This window comes from Agrobacterium sp. OT33, from assembly GCF_017313365.1.
GTDB classification, from domain to species: Bacteria; Pseudomonadota; Alphaproteobacteria; order Rhizobiales; family Rhizobiaceae; genus Agrobacterium; species Agrobacterium rhizogenes_A.
Genome location: NZ_JAFLMZ010000001.1, coordinates 227832 through 246253, shown reverse-complemented (window position 1 = coordinate 246253; position 18422 = coordinate 227832). Strand labels below are relative to the sequence as shown.

Here is an 18422-nt window from a genome sequence, read left to right as displayed (position 1 = left end):
ATGACGTCTCTGTTGCGGCGAGGCATATGATTGGCAGATAGAGCCGGATCGTATCCGGAGGCAAATGAATTTCTTTTAAAGATGCATGAAGCGCAATGCTGCCGTTCAATTCCAGTCGCCGATGGCCGCCTGAATGACGGCCAGCGCTGCGACGGCGGCCGTATCGGCTCTCAGGATGCGAGGCCCAAGCGGAATGGGGGTGACGAAGGCAAGGCTGCGCAGAAGTTCCCGCTCTTCCTCGGAAAAACCGCCTTCCGGGCCGACCAGCAGGGCGATTTTACGCTCCGTGACGGCTTGCAGGATCGGCAGCGGATTTTGTCCCGCATCGCCCTCGTCGCAATAGATGATGCGCCGGTCATGCGGCCAGGTCTCGAGCAGCTCTTTCAGTTTCACCGGTTCGGCCACTTCTGGCAGAGACAGAATGCCGCATTGTTCGGCCGCCTCGATGGCATTGGCGCGCAGCTTTTCGGTATTGTGGATCTTGCCCTGAACATGCTGCGTCATCACCGGCTGCAACAGGCCAGCGCCCATTTCCACCGCCTTCTGCACCAGATAGTCCATCCGCCCGACTTTCAGCGGCGCGAATAGATAGTGCAGATCCGGCGCGTCCGGCTGCGGCCGTGTCTGCTCGAGGGGAATGAGCACGATCTTCTTGCGGCTTGGAAAGGAGAGTTTCGCTTTCCATTCGCCATCGCGGCCGTTGAACAGCAGGATTTCGGCACCATCGGCCATGCGCAGCACATTGGCGAGGTAGTTGAACTGTTCGCCTGTGGCCTCCTGCGCCACGCCGGCTGCGAGAGTGGCTTCAAGGAACAGTCGTTGCATCCGGAAATTTGCGCGCATGGGATTCGGTTTCAGGTTCACAGAAAGAGGAAGGACATGAGCCAGTAGAGCAGCGCTGCAAGTGTAGCGCTTGCCGGAACGGTGACCAGCCAGGCGGCGATGATCGTCATGAAGTGGGAACGTCGGACGAGATAACGGCGGCGCACTTCGGAAGGATTGTCGGCGTATCTGTTTGTCCTTCGGGTCTGGCCCGTGCCGGCATTGACGAGTTCCTGCCGCCGCCGCGACGCCTGCGTGTACCATTCGCGGAAGAAACCGACGCCGAACACCGCGCCGATTGCCGTATGGGTGGTGCTGACCGGCAGGCCGAAGCGCGAGGCCACGAGAACGGTGAGCGCGGTCGCCACGGAAACGCAGAAGGCGCGCATCGGATTGAGCTTGGTGATCTGCTCGCCGACAAGGCGGATAAGGCGTGGGCCATAGAGGAGAATACCGCAGGAAAGCCCGAAAGCGCCGACCAGCATAACCCATAGCGGTGCGCGTGCCGAAGTTCCCACCGCCTCGTCATGCAGGGCCCGCACGATCGCCACCACGGGGCCGATGGCGTTTGAGACGTCATTTGCCCCGTGAGCGAAGGACATCAATCCGGCGGCAAGGACGAGCGGCCACTGGAACAGGATGCGAAGCGACTGGTTACGGTTCTCCAGACCTTCGGATTGTTTGCGAATGATCGGCACGCAGAGCCGCCAGGCGACGAGGCCGGTCACGAGCCCGATGATACTGGCATGGCCAAGCGACACATGCATGAGCTGCCGCAGTCCGACCCAGATGAGATAGGCGGCGAAAACTCCCGCCATCAGGCCGATGAGAACAGGCACCCACAGACGCGCGGATTCGATCTTGTCCTCGCGATAGATGATGCATTCCTTGATGAAGGCGAGGATGACGATGGCGATGGCGGCACTGATGAAGGGCGCAAGCACCCATGCAAAGGCGATGCTGCCAAGCGACAGCCAGTCGACCGCGCCGATGCCATAGGCCGCCAGGCCCGCGCCCGCAACGCCGCCGACCACCGTATGGGTGGTGGAGATCGGCGCTCTCGTCCATGTCGAAATATTGACGAGAAGGCCGGCGGCCAGAAGCGCTGATAACATTGCCCAGGAAAATGCAGTCCTGTCGGGAATGGTCTCGATATTGATGATGCCGCTGGAAATGGTCTCCACGACGTTGCCGCCGGTGATCAGCGCTCCTGCGATTTCGCAGGTCGCGGCGATGATGAGCGCGGCGGCGAGCGGCATGGCCTTGGCGCCGACCGCCGGGCCGACATTGTTCGTCACGTCGTTCGCGCCGATATTGATCGCCATATAGGCGCCGATGGCGACAGCGGCGATGATGATGACCGAGCCTGCGGTGCCGGTGACGAAGACACCGGCGAATATCGCCGCCAGGACAACGAACATGAATCCCGCGCCAAGGCCGGCAAGCTGCTGCGTGACGTGCAGCGTCGCCTCCTCGACACGGGTGATCTTGTCGAGGTCCTTGTCGAGTGTCGGCTTCATGTTCGATGGCGGTTTTATTGCCATTCAGACCTCGTTTGCCAGCATTCCCTTTCGTCCGGCAGTGTCGCAGGTTGAAGGCAATTTAAAGAAAGACTGTTACATCTCGCACATCTTTCCAAAAGGAAAGACGGTAACAGCCGTGTTGGAAAAACAAACTGCACATTGCCACTGTTCGGGCGGACGCGCTATTTCGAATGCGCCATCCGCTTGTCGAAAGCGAGCATCAGCGCCTTCAGCTCCGGTTCGTTGACCCGCCTGTTCGCTTCCTGGGGGCTGACCCATTCCAGCCGTCTGGAGTCCTTTTCGGGAAAGCTATCCTGCATTTCCGAGACTTCGAGCAGATGCACCTGAACCCTGCACGGCACGTTGATGCCGCTGTTCAGCTTTTTTTCGTATTCGTAAAAGCCGAAGGGTGCCTTCTCCACCGTGCCTTTGACACCGGCTTCCTCATAGGCTTCCTGTTCGGCCACCGCATGGGCCTTCTTGCCGCCCATCGGCCAACCTTTGGGAATGACCCATCGTCCGGTGTCCCTGCTGGTCAGCAACAGGACTTCCGGCGCCGGATTTTTTTTGGACAACCGATAGCACAGCGCCGCATATTGCTGTCGCGGCGGTCTGCGCAACATCAAGCCAACGTCTGTCGCCAATCGATTCAAAATCTTCAATCCGGATAGATCCTTCTTTGCCGGGTAGTGATAATTGCTAATATAGATACGCCGCAAGTTCCGCCAATCCCCCTTCATCCATAACCCACTACTGTCTTCACGCTGATGAAGCCTGCGGGCAAAGATGGACGGGGTGGATTGGCGAAAAAACTCGCGACCGGGTGGTTCCCATGCCAAACGGCTGACTACGGAATGCCGTTCTGTCCGCTTTCACGTCATTTGCAACGCAAGCCGCCCCGGACATGGCTGGAATAGGCTAGAGGGGGCGCAATCCCCAATGGCGGAGACCTTCGACCACGCCATCCGCTTCCGTTGCGTCCGAGAGGAAAAGCCGGCTATTGCCGTCTGCCAGGGACACCAGTTCCCGCAGGGCATTGCCAACGATCACGCCGCGAACGCCGCTTAATTCGAACATCGCCCGATCATTGCCAGTATCGCCCGCGACGACTGATTCGTCGAGGCCGATACGCAGTTGTCCACATAACCATGCAAGCGCTGCGCCCTTGTCGGCGGCCTTCGGCAATATGTCGAGGTCGCGGCCGCTGGAATAGACGATGCGGGCATCGATGTCTGCTGCCCGCAGAGCGTTTTCAATGTCGGCAAGCGCCTTTTCATCGGCGTCATGCAGAAACCAGCTGGATTTGAGGCTATGCTGGTAGCGCTCCTCCTGCATCGTCACGCCCGGCTGGCCGGTCATGACATCGGCAATCCTCAGCGGGTCGAAACCGGTGCCGAGCGAGTGGCTGTAGGCACCTTCCAGTTCGCTGTGCTCTTTCGCATGCAGCATGGTTCCGACGCCGCCGATGATATAGTCGGGCCGCGGCAACGGCACCTCTTCGAGCAGCGCAAGCTGGTCATCGACCAGCCTGCCACTGTTGAAGACGAGAAGCGGGCGACGCTCTTCCGGCAAGGCGTGCCAGAAATCGCGAAACCGGCGCGTGGCGTCGTTATCGCCGACGACGGTTCCGTCGAGATCGGTGGAAAAGAGGCGAAGCGGCCTCAATCGCCGTCATTCCACGGTTCGGCCCAGTCCGATTCTTCCAGAACCGGCATCATGGTCCTGCCTTCCACAAGGGCGAGAAGCTGCTGCGCAATGCCCGTCCAGGTGAACAGGCTGCGCGCCTTGTGCGCGCCCATGCGGGAAAGCCGTCCGTAAAGCCGCTCATGCTTGAACGGCTTCATCATGGTGATGCCGAGGTCTTCCTTGTCGAAAGGATCGGCAAACAGCGCGTGGCGGCCATAGCTCACGGCCCGGAACAGCCCGCCATGGATGGTAACAACGGTCGGCGTGCCGCTCGCCATCGCCTCGATCGCGGTCATGCCGAAGGGCTCGTAACGGCTCGAAAGCACGAAGAGATCGGCGGCGCGATACATGTCCGGCAGGTCCTCGTCCGCGACGTAACCCGAAAATGCCACCTTGCCTTCCAGACCGAGTGCCTGCACCCGCTCCTTCAGCTGGTTGAGGATGGTGGTTTCCTGCTCGTCCATGTTCTCGCCGCCGACGGCCAGATGCAGTCGCGCTTCCGGTTCGCGCTCCGCCAGAACGGAAAAGCCGTCGATCAGCAGGTCGTACCCCTTGTTGGTGGCAAGCCGCCCGAGCGCCAGCACCACCTTGCCCTCAAAGCCGAAACGCTGCCGGATCATCTGCCGTGTCGCATCCGAGACCGGGAAGAAACGGTTGTCGTCATAACCCGGCGGGATCATGTGGATGTGCTTGCGCTTGAGGCCGTAATCCTCGATCAGCACGTCCAGCTGCACCGGTGTTGTGGCGATCACCATGTCGCAGCTGCGATAGATGATCAGCTCGTGCTGGATGCGTTCCCTGAAGTTGAATTCCAGTTCGAACGTATCGGCCTTTTCCGGGTAATCGGTCTCCATCTGGCGCTTTTTCCAGATGCCGAGCGAATGCGGCGTGTGCAGATGCGGGATTTTCAGCGCTTCGGACAGCCGCTGCCCGGCCACGCCAGCATCCCAGTAATGGCTGTTGATGAAAGAATAATTCAGATCGTTTTTCTTGATGAAACGCAGCGCATTTTCGCACCATTCCATCAGGTGCCGGTGCAGATATTCCTTTGGAATGAAATCGCGCCCGCCGCAGGGAATGCGCACCACGCGGACGCGCTCGTCAACCTCGTCGAATTCCGGCTGGTCTTCGAAGCGGCGGGTGTAAAGATCGACAGTATAACCGAGCTGGCCGAGTTTGCGTGCAAGCTCAAGAACATAAACCACCTGTCCCCCGGTGTCCGCCGCGCCAAGTGGCGGGTGCGCAGCGACATAGCCATGCGTCGATATGAGAGCTATCCGCGGATAGCGTTCAGTTTCGCTCGTGGTCGTCATAGGTCCCATCTTGGTAAATTTTTCCAATTAACCCGATAAAAAGACCAAAGGGCACAAAAGGTTCCATCAAAACCTGAATAAAAGAGCTGCCATATTTCGCCGGATGGCGTTTTCAGGTGCTGCGCTGCTGCTGCCTCAGGCGCGAAATCCGGTCCCATTCCCGCGCCTGATGCGCCTTGGATGTCGTCTCCACGATGAAGTCGATATGGGCCTCCGCCGCCGCCCTTGCCGCTGCCGGATCGCCGGCCGCGATGGCGTCATGGATGGCGATATGCTGTCTCAGCACCTCGTCATGGGCGCCGGCAATGGTGAAGATGAGATGGCGATTGTAGAAGATATCGTCGCTCAGAAGCCGGTAGCAGGAGCGCAGCGTGTGCATCAGCACGATATTATGCGCCGCCTCGCCGATGGCGTTGTGAAATTCCACATCGCCGGCAAGCTCCTCTTCGAAGCGGCCTGCCTCATGCGCCTCACGCATCCTGTCGACGATGACAGCAAGGTTGCGCCTGTCCGGTTCCGTCGCCCGCTGCGCGGCAAGTTCGGCGGTCATGCCTTCGATATAACGGCGATATTCGAGGAAATCCCGCGTCGCCCGGCTGTGGCGGGTGATCAGCGCGCTCAGGGGATCGGAAAAGACCGGGCCGACAATATCGGCGACATAGGTGCCGCCGCCATGCCGGCTCACGAGAAGGCCACGGGTTTCAAGCTCCTTCAGCGCTTCCCGCAGGATTGGCCGGGAGACATCGAGCCGTTGCGCCAGCTCGCGCTCGCCCGGCAGCCGGTCGCCATCGCGCAATATACCGTCGAGGATCAGTTCCTCGAAGCGCAGGATCACCTCCTGCGATGTGCGGCTGTGCTCGATACGCGCAAAAAGGGTTTCGTCCATCGCAGAAGTCTCCGGCGAAAACCCGCCCCGTGCTTGATGCCGGGCAAATTATCAGCGAAGCATCGTACTGGTCAAATATTCTGTCCAGTTCCGCGCGGGTGGCGTCTTGTGTCCCTGCGGCAACTCGGCATCTGCCTTTCTAAACTGGCTTTTGTTAAAGCAGGCTTGGGACAGGGTGACGATGGCGGATTTTTGCCGTCAGATGGATCAAAACAATTACATCGGCTTCGATTGCGGTGTTTTCATCGTGATCGATGTTTTAGAAATCCGGGACAGGAAGCGGGGACGAAATCGCAATGGCCAAGGGTAGATTTGCTTTCGCAAGCGCGCCGGAAAGGTCGCTGGCTCTGGGCGAGGTGCATGCGCGCCCCACGGTGCTGCTCGCGCCGTCGCGCATCATCATCCAGCTTGCCTTCATGATGGATGGCGGCTCCGCCGTGCATCACTCCGTGATCGCGGAAATGTCGCGCAGCCGCGGTGTCGCGCCGCCGGAACGCGACGCCCGCCACCATGCCATGCCCTGGGGGCAGGGCACGCTGCGCTGGGAGCGGCACACGGAATTTTCCACCTGGTTCTGGGACGGGCCGGCGCCGGAAAAATTCGGCGGCGAGATTGCCGGCGACCCGTTCGGCGACGGCTTTTCGCCGCCTGGCTCGCTGATCTCGGGCGTGCGGCTGGAAATCCATCAGGACAACGCGCTCGCGGCGCGAGCCGAGACGATGTTCGAGCCGACCAGCCTCTGTCACAGCGACCTGCGCGACGGGCAGGCGGCGATCCTCACCGATTTCCGTCAGGATCGCGACGGGCTGACACAGATTCTGGTGATCGACCGCGGTTTGAGCGATTACAGCCGCGGCGCGCTGGTACAGCGGCTTCTCGATATCGAAACCTACCGCACCCTTGCCATGCTCGGCCTGCCGATGGCGCAGACACTGTCGCCGGAAATCCGCCGCATCGAGGATGGCCTGACCGGCATCACCCAGCGCATGAAAAACGGTGCGCGTGACGAGGCCGATGCGCTGCTGGCCGAGATGACCCGGCTTGCGGCCGAACTGGAAGCCAACGCCGCGCTCAGCCTTTATCGTTTCGGCGCCAGCCGTGCCTATGACGGCATCGTGCGTGAACGTATCCGGGCGCTCGCGGAAACCCCGGTGCACGGGCACGAAACCATGGGCAGCTTTCTGGAAAGGCGCATGGCGCCCGCCATGCGCACCTGCCAGTCGGTGGAAGAGCGGCAGGCGAACCTCTCGCGCAAGCTCTACCGCGCCACGGCGCTCGTCCGAAGCTGGATCGATGTGGAACTGGAGCGGCAGAATACCGTGCTCCTGAACACCATGAACAAGCGCGCGGCCATGCAGCTTCGCCTGCAGCAGACGGTGGAAGGCCTCTCCGTCGCCGCTATCTCCTATTATGTCGTCGGCCTCATCGGTTATCTCACCAAGGCGATCAGCCACGACGTGCTGCCGGTCGATCCCGCCGTGGTCACCGGTATCTCCGTTCCCTTCGCGGTTCTCGGCGTCTGGTGGGTGGTGCGTCGCATCCGCCGCTCCCATGCCGAGGGTGGGCACTGAGGGCCAGGTTTCCCTCTTTCCTATGACACGCACAGGGATGAGGGAGGATAGGGGGTGCCGATGCGAAGCCTGCCTCAGCCCTGCTCCCAATAGGGTGAAGGCCCATAAAGCCCGGCCAGATAATCGATGAACAGCCGCACTTTCGCAGGCAGGAACTGCCGGCTCGGATAAACCGCCGAGAGCGTGACGTTTCGCGACCCCTCATATCCCGGCAGGACCTGAACCAGCTTGCCGCTGCGCAATTCATGGCCGATATCCCAGGTGGAGCGCAGCGCAATGCCGAGTCCTGATATCACCGCCTCGCGGATCACCTCGCTGGAATTGGTTATAAGCATCCCCTCCGGGCGAATGCTCATCGCGCCGCCCGGTCCTTCCAGCCGCCAGACATCGTTATTGTGGGCCGGCAGGCAGCGGTGCCTTTTCAGATCCTCGATTGTCGCCGGCATCCCGTGCGCGGCCACATAATCCGCTGAAGCGCAGAGCACGCGACGCACCGGTGCCAGCCTGCGGGCGACGAGGCTGGAGGAATTGAGATCGGCGATGCGGATCGCCAGATCAAAACCACCCTCGATGATGTCGATGAACTCGTCGCTCAGCACGAGATTAACCGAGAGATCAGGATGCCGCTCCATGAAACCCTTCAGATGCGGCGCGATATGCATGCGCCCGAAGGAGGTCGGCGCGGAAACCTTCAGCGTGCCGTTGACCGTATTGGCGCGGCCGGACACGAAATCCTCGGCCTCTTCAAGTCCCTCCAGCACGGCCAGCACACGCTCGTAAAAACCCTGTCCCGCTTCGGTCAGGGAAATCTGCCGCGTGGTGCGCTGGAACAGCCGCGCGCCGAGCTTTTCTTCCAGCCGCTTGATGCGCTTGGAAATCACGGCGGGCGAATAACCAAGCTCTTTGGCGGCGAGCGACATGCTGCTGGAGGCGGCAACGCTTGCGAAGACTTCCAGATCGCCCAGATTCGTCATAGTTGCCCTCGATTGTTTCCGGAATGGAAAAAATCCATAACATTTGATTGCGCTGTTTCAAAGTGGTAAAGAAAGAATACCAGTTGGGAAAATGGCATGGAGGAGGCGCGGTGACGCAGCCGATCAAGTTTCTGGAGCCGCGCGCGAAAATCGTCGCCGGCCGTGACCGTATCATAGCGGACCTCAAGGATATTCTGCCGGCGGACTGTCTTGTGCACGAACCGCGCGAACTCGTGCCTTTCGAAACCGATGCCTTCGTCTCTTATCGCCGGCTGCCGCTGGCCGTGGCGCTGCCGAAGACGACGGAAGAGGTGGCGGCGGTGATGAAATATTGTCACCGTTACGGCATTCCGGTCGTGCCGCGCGGTGCCGGCACGTCGCTCTCCGGCGGCGCGATCCCGCAGGAGGATGCGGTGGTGATCGGCCTGTCGAAAATGGCCTCGATCCTCGAACTTGATTTTTATAACCGTACCGCACGGGTGCAGGCGGGCGTCACCAATCTCTCCATTTCCGATGCGGCCGGCGCGGAAGGTTTCTTTTATGCGCCGGACCCCAGCTCCCAGCTTGCCTGCACCATCGGCGGCAATATCGGCATGAATTCCGGCGGCGCGCATTGCCTGAAATACGGCGTCACCACCAATAATCTGCTCGGCGTGAAAATGGTGCTGGTGGATGGCGCGGTGCTGGAACTGGGCGGTAAGCACCTCGACGCTACCGGTTACGATCTGCTCGCCCTCGTCTGTGGTTCGGAAGGCCAGCTCGGTATCGTGACGGAAGCGACAGTGCGGCTGATCGCCAGGCCGGAAGGCGCGCGACCGGTGCTGTTCGGCTTCGAGACATCCGAGGAGGCTGGCTCCTGTGTGGCCGATATCATCGGCGCGGGTATCATCCCGGTCGCCATCGAATTCATGGACAAGCCGGCCATCGAGATTTGCGAGGCCTTCGCCAAGGCGGGATATCCGCTGGATGTCGGCGCGCTGCTGATCGTCGAGGTTGAAGGTTCAGAGGCGGAAATGGACGCCATGCTGGCCGATATCGTCACCATCGCCCGAAAACATGGCGTGAAGACTGTGAAGGAATGCCAGTCGGCCATGGAAGCGGCGGCGATCTGGAAAGGCCGCAAATCCGCCTTCGGCGCGACGGGCCGTATCGCGGACTATATCTGCATGGATGGCACCGTGCCGCTTTCGCAACTTTCCTACGTGCTGAAAAAGACGAGCGAGATTACCGACCGGCTCGGCCTGCGCGTCGCCAATGTCTTCCATGCCGGCGATGGCAACATGCACCCGCTGATCCTGTTCAATGCCAATGACCCTGAAGATGCGGCCCGCGCCGAGGAGGCGGGCAATGAGATATTGAAGCTCTGCGTGGATGCCGGCGGGTGTTTGACCGGCGAGCACGGTGTCGGCATCGAAAAGCGCGATCTGATGCGCCACCAGTATGCTGAGGCCGATCTTGCCCAGCAGATGGCGGTGAGGGCGGCTTTCGATGAGGGCTGGCTGATGAACCCTTCCAAGGTGTTTCCGCTGGAGGGGAGGGGATGATGGGTGTGAGGTTTGTGACGTTGATGGGTGTGGCTTACCCCCCTCTGCCCTGCCGGGCATCTCCCCCTCAAGGGGGGAGATCGACAAGCGGCGAACTCCCGTTCAATTCTCGAACGGTGCGATTGAAACGATGCGCAAGCCTCTTGCCGATCTCCCCCCTTGAGGGGGAGATGCCCGGCAGGGCAGAGGGGGGTATCTCTTGCTCGGAGCAGAATCTTTCTTGCGCTAACCGCGCTATCCCATGCTCGGAGCCCGCCACCCCATGCTGACCCCATACTCAGAAACACAGGCCGCCGATATCATCCGCGACCACGCAACGCGAAAAAAACCGCTGAAAATCATCGGTGGCAACACCCGTTCCGGTTTCGGCAACGCAGTCGCGGCAAATGATGCGCTCTCCTCCCGCGCCATGAACGGCATCGTCTCTTACGTTCCCGCCGAAATGGTTATGACCGTCAAGGCCGGCACTCCACTCGCTACCGTCGAAGCCGCCCTTGCTGAAAACCGCCAGATGATGGCCTTCGAGCCGATGGACCATCGCCCGATCATGGGAACTGCGGGCGAGCCGACCATCGGCGGCGTCTTCGCCGCCAATGTTTCCGGCCCCCGCCGTTATGTGGCGGGTGCGGCCCGCGACAGCCTGCTCGGCATCCGTTTCGTCAATGGCGGCGGAGAGATCATCAAGGCCGGCGGCCGCGTCATGAAGAATGTCACCGGGCTCGATCTGTCGAAATTTCTCGCCGGCTCCTTCGGCACGCTCGGTTTCCTCACCGAAGTGACCTTCCGTGTGCTGCCGAAACCGCCGGCCGAAAGAACCGTGGTCGTGTCCGGTCTCGATGACGAGGCGGCGACACGCATCATGGCGGCGGCGATGGCAATGAGCGTCGAGGTATCAGGCGCCGCGCATCTGCCGGAAAGCGTTCGTTCCCGTTTCATCGATGGCGGATTACCGGACGGCCCGGCGACCATCCTGCGGCTGGAAGGGCTTTCCGCCTCGGTGGAGGCGCGCACGGCCAAACTCCTCTCGGTCATGGATCGGGTCGGGCCGTGGGCGCTGCTGGAGGCTGAGGAGAGCAGGCTTTTGTGGCGTCAGGTGCGGGATGTTGCACCCTATGCCGGACAGGGAGCGAAGCCCTTGTGGAAAGTATCGGTCGCGCCTTCGGTGGGTCATCAGCTTGTCGCGGCGCTGCGCATGGAAGCGGGCATAGACGCCTTTTACGATTGGCAGGGCGGCCTTGTCTGGATGCAGATGGAGGCCGACCCCGAGGCGGATTTGCTGCGCGGCGCCATCCGGGCGCTCGGCGGCGGCCATGCAACGCTGGTGAGGGCAAGCGATGCGGTGCGCGCCACGGTCGCGGCATTCGAGCCGCGCCCGGCGGCGGAGGCCATCCTGTCGGCACGGATCAGGGAAAAACTCGATCCGGCGGGTATCTTCAATCCCGGCAAGATGGCCGGAGCGATATAAGGGGCGGTCTGAACCATGCAAACATCCTTCACGCCGCAACAGCTGGCCGATCCGCATGTGGCGGAATCCGAAAAAATCCTGCGCAAATGTGTGCATTGCGGTTTCTGCACTGCCACCTGTCCCACCTATGTCACGCTCGGCAACGAGCTGGACAGCCCGCGCGGCCGCATCTACCTCATCAAGGACATGCTGGAAAACAGCCGCCCGGCCGACCGCGAGGTCGTCACCCATATCGACCGCTGTCTCTCCTGCCTTGCCTGCACCACCACCTGTCCCTCCGGCGTGGATTACATGCATCTGGTTGATCATGCCCGCGCCCATATCGAACAGACATACAAGCGCCCCTTCATGGATCGGCTGTTCCGCAATCTTCTGGTCGCCGTCCTGCCCCATCCCACGCGTTTCCGGTTGGCGCTGCACCTGGCCCGGCTGGCGCGGCCCTTCTCAGGCCTGCTTGCCAGGGTTCCGGCGCTGAAACCGCTGCAATCCATGCTCGCTCTCGCGCCCGCCGCCGTGCCTGCCGCCTCCGCTTCCGCCCGTCCGGGTGAACGGCCGGCCGAGGGCGAAAAGCGCGGGCGTGTCGCCATTCTCACCGGCTGCGCCCAGCCGGTGCTTGACCCCGGCATCAACGAGGCGACACTGCGCCTGCTGGCGCGGCTCGGCATCGAGGTCGTGGTGCCGAAGGGCGAGGGCTGCTGTGGTTCGCTGGTGCATCACATGGGACGGGAGGAAGAAGCGCTCGCTTCAGCCCGGCGTAATGTCGATGTCTGGACGCGGGAGATGGAGAGCGGCGGCCTTGACGCCATCATCATCACGGCTTCCGGCTGCGGCACCACCATCAAGGATTACGGCCATATGCTGCGGCTCGATCCGGCCTATGCGGAAAAAGCCGCGCGGGTCTCGGCGCTTGCAAAGGACATCACCGAATATCTCGCCACGCTCGATCTGCCGCAACGGCAAAGCCAGGGCCTGACGGTCGCTTATCATTCCGCCTGCTCCATGCAACACGGCCAGAAGATCACGCTCGCCCCGAAACAGCTGCTGAAGGCGGCGGGTTTTACCGTTCGCGATCCGGCGGAAGGCCATCTCTGCTGCGGCTCGGCCGGAACCTACAATATCCTGCAGCCGGAAATTTCCGCCAAGCTCAAGGCGCGCAAGGTTAAGAATATCGAGGCCACCCGCGCGGATGTCATCGCCACCGGCAATATCGGCTGCATCACGCAGATCGGAACCGGCACTGATATGCCGATCCTGCACACGGTTGAGCTGCTGGACTGGGCCTATGGCGGGCCGAAGCCGGCGCGGCTTTCGGTTTAGAAACGTCCCGTGGTACTTTCGACCGCGCAGTACCCGAGGCAGCTTTCGCGCACGCACTTTCGCACTTTCGGCATCCGTCATGCCGGGCTTGACCCGGCATCCAGCCGGCGCGCGTCGGCGCGACGAGAAGAGTCTTTCCAGCCCAATGACTTGGGCTGACTGGATTCCGGCTCATGGCCGGAATGACGAAGAAAGAGAGCGTCGTCCACGCGGCACGCTTTGCGCCATATCTTTTAGAACTTATACGCCACGCCGAAATTCACCGCATTGGTGATGATATCGGTCTTCAGCGACGCGCCATTGTCGATATCCACATCGATAAAGGAATAGGTGCCCTTATATTCCACAAAGGTCGACCAGTTGTCGGTGATGCGGTAGCTGAGGCCGGCCTGCGCCTGCAGGGTGGCGCCGCCAAACTGGTATTCGAAGGTCTTGCCCGACGGACGGTTCACTTCCACATGCGGCACGTTGATGCCGACGCCGGCGCCCACATAAGGGGTGATCGGCAGGGATTCCAGCGGAAAGCGATAGAGCGCGTTGAGCGTCAGAAGGTTCAGGCCGTCGGTGAATTCGAAATGCGACCAGCCGGAGCGGGCAAGCGTCTGATCGTCGGCATAAACCTTGTCATGGGTGAAATCGAGCGAGATACCGAAATTGTTGAGCCGGCCCTCTTCGAACCAGTAGGTGCCGCGCACGCCCCAATAGGGCGGGCTGGAGAACGACTTGCCTTCCCAGCCGGCGCGAAAATCCGGTCCGTCGGAAACCGTCACATCGCTGTGCGGCGCGCTTTGCCAGCCGCCATAACCGGAAATTTCAAATTCGCCTGCGATTGCGGCAGAGAAGGAAACGCCGCTGAGGAGCAGGGCGCAGACAAAAGAAGTGTGGCGCGGCATGGAGAGAATCCAAGTTGATATCAGAAATCCACCAAACCGTTTTTTGATAACATTTGAATGACAGAAACGAAAAACGGGCGGTCAGCTGACCACCCGTTTTAAGGCCGTTCCATCATCCCCCTGAGAGAGGTCCGGCGCCTGGCGTCCCCCGCCAAGTCTCGTCGAATGCTTCGTTCGATTGAATTCAGCCCGAGTGTACCCGCGCAAGGCGGCAATTCAAGCGGATACGCCGCCCTGCCGGTCCTGAAGCGGCCGGAATGGCGTCACCGTTGCCGTCATATCACAATGACCTTGGTTCCGACGTTTACGCGCTCATAAAGATCGGTGACATCCTCGTTGCGCATGCGAATGCAGCCGGAGGAGTTGTTGCTGCCGATGGTCCAGGGCTGGTTGGTGCCGTGGATGCGGTAAAGCGTGGAGCCGAGATACATGGCGCGCGCGCCCATCGGGTTGGCCGGGCCGCCTTCCATGAAGGCCGGCAGGTAATGTCCCTTGGCCGCCTCGCGGGTGATCATTTCCTTCGGCGGGGTCCAGCTCGGCCATTCCGCCTTGCGGGTCACCTTGTGGGTTCCTGCCCATTCGAAGCCGGGTTTGCCGACGCCGACGCCATAACGCCGCGCCTTGCCGTCGGCGAGCACGAGATAGAGGAAGCGGTTCGGCGTATCGATGACGATGGTGCCGGGTTTTTCATTGGTCTGGTAGGTGACGATCTGCGGCAGGAACTGCGGCGCGATCTGCGTGCGCACCGGCGCGTTGGGTCGCACGGCGGCGTTCTGCACCCGCGCCGGGCGCTGCGATGTGACGCCGGAGCTGGGGCGCTGCGGCATGGCGGCCTGACGCTGCTGGAAGAATGGCTGGCGTGCGGCAGGTGCGCGCGGATAAACCACCGGCCGCACATTGCCGCGACCACCCAGCTGCGTGACCCATGGTGCGGAAAGGTCCGGGCTGACGACGATCGGCGGGCGCTCGCGGTAACGCTCATTGGCCATGGCAGCCGGCACGGCGAGGGTGGAAACGAGGCTCAGCGCCAGAAAAACGGACTTCATCGTCATCGGGTGGACTCTCTCTGCGGTATGCCGCAACAATGGAAATGGCGGGGAATATTGTCCCGCATTGCCGGACACGTTCGCACCTCGACGCCAGCGAATCGTAAATGGCTGTTCATTAAAAAGCCCTTGATTAGGGAAAGCTGGATTTAAGGTTAGCGCCCGGTTTTGAAACGTGGTGAATGAGTGGTAAGTGCGCAGCTTCCAACGGTCACGGGCGGGAGCGGAAAAGGGTTGTTGCGGAATGAGCGAAGCGGGACTTGAAACCGGTGCGGATGGCCGCGTGCGGTGTTTCTGGCAGCAGGGGCTGGAGGATTACAGCCGATATCACGATGAGGAATGGGGTTATCCCGTCACGGATGATCGACGGCTGTTCGAGAAAATCTGTCTGGAAGGTTTCCAGTCCGGGCTTTCCTGGCTGACGGTTCTGCGCAAGCGGGAAGCTTTCCGGCTTGCCTTCGCCAATTTCGAATTCGAAACAGTGGCGGAGTTTGGCGAAACCGATATCGAGCGCTGCGTTGCGGACAAGGCCATCATCCGCCATCGCGGCAAGATCGTTTCGACCATCAACAATGCCCGCCGCGCCGTGGCGCTGCGGGACGAATTCGGCTCGCTTGCCCGATATTTCTGGGGTTTCGAACCCGCCGCCGCAGAAAGGCCGCAAAGGCTGGACTATGCGACGTTAAGGGCCAACCCCACCAGCGCCGCCTCTATCCGTCTTTCCAAGGATCTGAAGAAGCGGGGCTGGACCTTCGTCGGCCCGACGACCGTTTATGCATTCATGCAGGCCATGGGTATGGTCAACGACCATATCGAGGGCTGCCATTGCCGCCAGCCGATCGAGGCCCTGCGGCGGGAGTTCATACGTCCATGAAGGCAACGTCCCTTCTTCTGGCTTTCACCATGACTGTGGCGGCCGTGCCGCATCCGTCTTTTGCGGAAAGCCGCAATGTCGATGGCATCTGGCTCGATGACGGTGAAAGGCTGAAGGAAGTGGCGCTGCCGCCGTCCGGACCGCTGACGCTGGATGGCTGGACCCGGCGCGGGCGTGGCGATGTCTATCGCCTGAAAGTGAAGGCCGGGCAGACGGTGAAGATCGAGCTTGCCGCCTCCAGCGAATTTGTCCTGATGGCGATCTTCGATTTTTCGACGCCGGATGAGGATGCGATCTTCTTCAGCGATTCCGGCGGCAAGATCGCGACGCTGACGCCGAAGGCGGATACCGAATGGCTGATCCGCCCGACACTCATTCTGGGGTCGCCGCGCCGTGGCCTCGGCGCGCATTACACGTTGACGGTCAGCGCCGGGACATAACGGCGCGCCCTCAGGCTGCCTGTGTCAGCACGATCAGGCCGAAACTCAGAACACCCAGCAGCACCAGCGATAGGCTGGCGGCGACGATGACCTTGCCGCCGGCATGGCGAAGGCTACGGATATCGACCGAAAGACCCAGCGCCGCCATCGACATGATGGTCAGGATATTGGAGAGCGAGGCGACGGGGGAAAGCAGAACCTCTGGAATGAGGCCGAAGGAGCGGGCCATGATCATCAGCACGAAGCCGATGATGAACCACGGAACCATCTGCTGCAGCTTCAGGCGTCCCTTGCCGGACTGGCCATGGATGACGGAAAGCGTGGCGATGACCGGCCCCAGCATCAGCACGCGGATGAGCTTGACGATGGTGCCGGTCTGCACGGCAATCGCGCCGAGCGGGGCGGTGGCGGCCAGAACCTGCGGCACGGCATAGACCGTCAGGCCGGCGAAAATGCCGTATTGGGTGGCATCGAGACCCAGAAGCTGCGGCAGGAATGGCATCAAAAGCACGGCGGCGACGCCGAGAATCGCGGTGAAGGCAATCGATGCGGCGACATCTTCCGGCTTGGCACCAATGGCGGGCGCGGCGGCGGCGATGGCGGAATTGCCGCAGATGGAATTACCGCAGGCGATCAGCGTCGCAAGCTTGGGCGGCAGGCCCAGCATTCGCCCGGCGGCATAGCTGACGATTAGCGACAGCGCGACGATCAGCGCGATGCCACCAATCAGCAGCCCGCCGGCGCCCTTGAGAATGGCAAGGCTGAGAGACGCGCCGAGAAGCGCCACCGCGATTTCCAGCAGGGTCTTGGCGCTGAACCTGATGCCGGCCGAAGCGACCGCTGGAAGCGACACCAGAGAACGCAGAAGTGTGCCGATCAGAATGGCAAGCACAAGATCGCCAAGCCATGCGTGGCCGGCAAGCCGCACCTGAAAACGCTCGGCCAGAATGGCGGCGCAGCTGACGGCTGTGCAAAGCAGGATGCCCGGCAGAAGCGGGGTGAACCAACGTAGGGAAAACTGAAAGGGATGGGTGAGGGTGCGATGCTGTGCCATGGCCAGACAATGCCGTAGCGGCCTGTTTTATTCTATCAAATAATATGGCATATATTATTCGATAAAATCGAATGAAAAGCCATGACGTTTGAACAACTCCGTATCTTTATCGCCGTCGCCGAACGCGAACATCTGACAAGGGCCGCCGAAGCCATCGGCCTGACAGCTTCCGCCGTCAGTTCCGCCATCAAGAATCTCGAGGCGTTTTATAATGTCGAGCTGTTCCATCGTGTCGGCCGCAACATCGAACTGACCGAAAGCGGCCGGGTATTTCTGGGCGAAGCAAAGGCGACGCTGGCCCGTGTGCGCAATGCGGAATTGATTCTTTCCGAAATGGGCGGGCTGACGCGCGGCGAAATCACCGTCTGCGCCAGCCAGACCATTGCAAGCTACTGGTTGCCGCCGATCCTGATGCAATTCAAGAAGCTCTACCCCGGCGTGACCGTGCGGCTCGATATCGGCAATACCAAGACTGTCACGCAGGCGGTGCTGGACGGTCTGGCGGAAGTCGGTTTCATCGAGGGCAGGATCGACGAGCCGGCCTTGCTGGTGCAGCCCGTCGTGTCCGACAAGCTGCTGGTCGTCACCGGTTCGGCCCATCCCTTCGCCGATGGCCGTTATCTCACCGCGCTCGATATGCTCTATGGCACCTCATGGGTGTTGCGTGAGCAGGGCTCCGGCACCCGCTCCGCCTTCGAGGCGGCGGTGCGGCAGATGGGCGTCGATCCCGGCGAGCTTTCCGTCATGCTGGAACTGCCGTCCAACGAGGCGGTGGTGATGGCGGCGCGCTCGGGTGGGGCCGCGACGGCAGTTTCAGCCTCGGTGGCATCCCTCTTCCTGCGGCAGGGGTTGCTGGTCCGCGCCGGCATTGATCTGCCCGCCCGCAACTTCGCTTTGTTGCGTCACAAGGAGCGCCACACCAGCCGGGCGGCCATGGAGCTGGAACGCCTCAGTCGGGCGGCATCGGAGGATTACAAGGCCGGTCTTGCGGGGGTGTAATAGAGTGCGGAGTGG

Annotated in this window: 17 protein-coding genes; 7 read left to right on the top strand and 10 right to left on the bottom strand. The window is 61.4% G+C overall.

Annotated elements, in window-relative coordinates; all coding sequences use genetic code 11:
• Positions 1 to 105: 105 nt before the first annotated feature.
• From JZX88_RS01255 to JZX88_RS01230, 6 genes are all read right to left on the bottom strand, one after another.
• A complete protein-coding gene (locus JZX88_RS01255) occupies positions 106 to 843 on the bottom strand; it encodes a 16S rRNA (uracil(1498)-N(3))-methyltransferase (protein WP_065114946.1) in 738 nt (245 codons plus the stop codon).
• A gap of 17 nt (positions 844 to 860) precedes the next feature.
• Complete coding sequence (locus tag JZX88_RS01250; RefSeq protein WP_206912294.1) at positions 861 to 2366, bottom strand: inorganic phosphate transporter; 1506 nt, start codon at positions 2364 to 2366, stop codon at positions 861 to 863.
• A 161-nt stretch (positions 2367 to 2527) separates the two neighbouring features.
• Positions 2528 to 2968, bottom strand: a complete 441-nt coding sequence (locus JZX88_RS01245; RefSeq protein ID WP_065114948.1) for an NUDIX hydrolase — start codon at positions 2966 to 2968, stop codon at positions 2528 to 2530.
• A gap of 295 nt (positions 2969 to 3263) precedes the next feature.
• Positions 3264 to 4010: an HAD-IIB family hydrolase gene (locus JZX88_RS01240; protein WP_142855356.1), complete on the bottom strand. Its 747-nt coding sequence runs from the start codon at positions 4008 to 4010 to the stop codon at positions 3264 to 3266.
• Positions 4007 to 5353: a glycosyltransferase family 1 protein gene (locus JZX88_RS01235; RefSeq protein WP_161991599.1), complete on the bottom strand. Its 1347-nt coding sequence runs from the start codon at positions 5351 to 5353 to the stop codon at positions 4007 to 4009. The genes JZX88_RS01240 and JZX88_RS01235 overlap by 4 nt, the downstream gene beginning before the upstream one ends.
• 103 nt (positions 5354 to 5456) lie before the next feature.
• Complete coding sequence (locus JZX88_RS01230; protein ID WP_206912293.1) at positions 5457 to 6230, bottom strand: FadR/GntR family transcriptional regulator; 774 nt, start codon at positions 6228 to 6230, stop codon at positions 5457 to 5459.
• A 296-nt stretch (positions 6231 to 6526) separates the two neighbouring features.
• On the opposite strand from JZX88_RS01230, the gene JZX88_RS01225 reads away from it, so the two are divergent.
• The gene (locus JZX88_RS01225) at positions 6527 to 7801 is read left to right on the top strand and encodes a DUF3422 family protein (RefSeq protein ID WP_065114952.1); all 1275 of its coding nucleotides are present in this window, start codon (positions 6527 to 6529) and stop codon (positions 7799 to 7801) included.
• 74 nt (positions 7802 to 7875) lie between these two features.
• Here JZX88_RS01225 and JZX88_RS01220 read toward each other — a convergent pair whose 3' ends face one another.
• Positions 7876 to 8775 (bottom strand): LysR family transcriptional regulator, encoded by a 900-nt coding sequence (locus JZX88_RS01220; RefSeq protein WP_065114953.1) that lies wholly within the window; start codon positions 8773 to 8775, stop codon positions 7876 to 7878.
• Positions 8776 to 8885: 110 nt separating this feature from the next.
• Between JZX88_RS01220 and JZX88_RS01215 the strand changes: the two genes are divergently transcribed.
• The 3 genes from JZX88_RS01215 to glcF all read left to right on the top strand — a co-directional run bounded on the left by JZX88_RS01215 (position 8886) and on the right by glcF (position 13101).
• Complete coding sequence (locus JZX88_RS01215; RefSeq protein ID WP_206912292.1) at positions 8886 to 10319, top strand: FAD-linked oxidase C-terminal domain-containing protein; 1434 nt, start codon at positions 8886 to 8888, stop codon at positions 10317 to 10319.
• Positions 10320 to 10581: 262 nt separating this feature from the next.
• Positions 10582 to 11784: a glycolate oxidase subunit GlcE gene (gene glcE, locus JZX88_RS01210; RefSeq protein WP_174030728.1), complete on the top strand. Its 1203-nt coding sequence runs from the start codon at positions 10582 to 10584 to the stop codon at positions 11782 to 11784.
• 15 nt (positions 11785 to 11799) lie between these two features.
• Positions 11800 to 13101, top strand: a complete 1302-nt coding sequence (glcF, locus tag JZX88_RS01205; RefSeq protein WP_206912291.1) for a glycolate oxidase subunit GlcF — start codon at positions 11800 to 11802, stop codon at positions 13099 to 13101.
• Positions 13102 to 13334: 233 nt separating this feature from the next.
• Here glcF and JZX88_RS01200 read toward each other — a convergent pair whose 3' ends face one another.
• Positions 13335 to 13994, bottom strand: a complete 660-nt coding sequence (locus tag JZX88_RS01200; protein ID WP_142855362.1) for an outer membrane beta-barrel protein — start codon at positions 13992 to 13994, stop codon at positions 13335 to 13337.
• Positions 13995 to 14269: 275 nt separating this feature from the next.
• On the bottom strand, positions 14270 to 15046 hold the full coding sequence (locus JZX88_RS01195) for a L,D-transpeptidase (protein WP_065114958.1): 777 nt from the start codon (positions 15044 to 15046) through the stop codon (positions 14270 to 14272).
• Positions 15047 to 15284: 238 nt separating this feature from the next.
• Here JZX88_RS01195 and JZX88_RS01190 point away from each other — a divergent pair, with 238 nt between their 5' ends.
• The gene (locus tag JZX88_RS01190; RefSeq protein ID WP_206912290.1) at positions 15285 to 15914 is read left to right on the top strand and encodes a DNA-3-methyladenine glycosylase I; all 630 of its coding nucleotides are present in this window, start codon (positions 15285 to 15287) and stop codon (positions 15912 to 15914) included.
• Positions 15911 to 16354: a hypothetical protein gene (locus tag JZX88_RS01185; RefSeq protein WP_206912289.1), complete on the top strand. Its 444-nt coding sequence runs from the start codon at positions 15911 to 15913 to the stop codon at positions 16352 to 16354. Before JZX88_RS01190 ends, JZX88_RS01185 begins: the two co-directional genes overlap by 4 nt.
• A 10-nt stretch (positions 16355 to 16364) precedes the next feature.
• On the opposite strand, the gene JZX88_RS01180 is transcribed toward JZX88_RS01185, so the two are convergent.
• The gene (locus tag JZX88_RS01180) at positions 16365 to 17408 is read right to left on the bottom strand and encodes a YeiH family protein (protein WP_206912288.1); all 1044 of its coding nucleotides are present in this window, start codon (positions 17406 to 17408) and stop codon (positions 16365 to 16367) included.
• Between the two features lie 81 nt (positions 17409 to 17489).
• Between JZX88_RS01180 and JZX88_RS01175 the strand changes: the two genes are divergently transcribed.
• Positions 17490 to 18407 (top strand): LysR substrate-binding domain-containing protein, encoded by a 918-nt coding sequence (locus JZX88_RS01175; RefSeq protein ID WP_142855367.1) that lies wholly within the window; start codon positions 17490 to 17492, stop codon positions 18405 to 18407.
• Positions 18408 to 18422: the final 15 nt, after the last annotated feature.